Below are 1080 nucleotides of genomic sequence, written 5' to 3'. Positions count from 1 at the left end.
GATAATGTTTGGTGGATAATCATCATTAAAGGAGATTGATCCGCTTGTTATCTGCCCGCTTTATTCCTCTTCTTCGATGAAATGATTTATAAAGTAATTGAATGACTGGGCGATGTAACGAGTATTTGTTTCAAAGTTGTATTCTCTTGAAGCGTTTTCGTCCCACTCGTCAGTCAAGTAATAGTAAATCTTTTTATTCTTCAAGTTCAACGCATAATAGTTTCCACCCGAATCCATAGCAAAAGGCAACAGGTTGCTTGGCATTAGATTTCTGCTCCACATGTCTTTGGCTATGACTTCAATTGTTTCAAAAGCATTGGTGCGTTCCTTTATCGGAAAGAACGCATTTATCTCCACCCAATCCAAATCCTCGTCCTGCGGTTGAAAACAATATGGTGATGGCATACCACCGTTGAACTTGAGGTAAAAGTTCTTCATGCCTGCCGGAATCTTTACATTCAACTCAACCTCAAAATTCTTTATATCTTCTTTTGTTAGCGAAGCCGAACAGTCCGAAAGTTCAGGCATTACACCTTCTATTTCTATAATCTCCGTTTGTTGTTCCTCTTCGATTTTTGGGAAAGCAACGAGATTATTGAAAAAATCATCTATTGAATCCGCTATCAATTGAGGTTCATCAAAAATAAATGCATCGCTATTTTTTACAAAACCAATAATTTTATAAAAATATACAGCTCTGTTTTTTATATTGATTGCAATTACACCAATATTTCTCAAATTGTTATGTCCACTGGCAAATAGCAGAATATTGTCAGAAATCGAATTAGAACTACGATGCTCCAAGGTTTCTCCTTCAACAGTATGAAAAAGAGCATTCTTAAAACTCTTATTATATTTGAACGGTTGGAAAATTATAATTTCCACTTCGTGATATTTGTTTATGGAGATGGTTTGCTGTTTAGGTTCTCCTCCATTATATTGCAAATAGAACTCTTTCAGTCTTTCCGGCAAGGCATACCCCAATTTACTCTCAATTTCTTCAAAATCTTTGAGAGTAAGACTTTTTTGACAATTTTCTAATTCTATTTTCATATTCATTCTTTTTATGGGCAGATAATG

General features: G+C 34.9%; 1 protein-coding gene. It reads right to left on the bottom strand.

Annotated elements, in window-relative coordinates; all coding sequences use genetic code 11:
* Nucleotides 1-60 precede the first annotated feature (60 nt).
* Nucleotides 61-1059, bottom strand: a complete 999-nt coding sequence (locus tag KTR07_RS28100; protein WP_032568725.1) for an SMI1/KNR4 family protein — start codon at nt 1057-1059, stop codon at nt 61-63.
* Between the last annotated feature and the right edge of the window lie 21 nt (nt 1060-1080).

The organism is Bacteroides sp. MSK.20.82, from assembly GCF_019052485.1.
Taxonomy (GTDB): Bacteria; Bacteroidota; Bacteroidia; order Bacteroidales; family Bacteroidaceae; genus Bacteroides; species Bacteroides thetaiotaomicron.
Note: the sequence above shows the minus strand (reverse complement) of the source record. Positions and strands in the feature narration are given on the sequence as shown.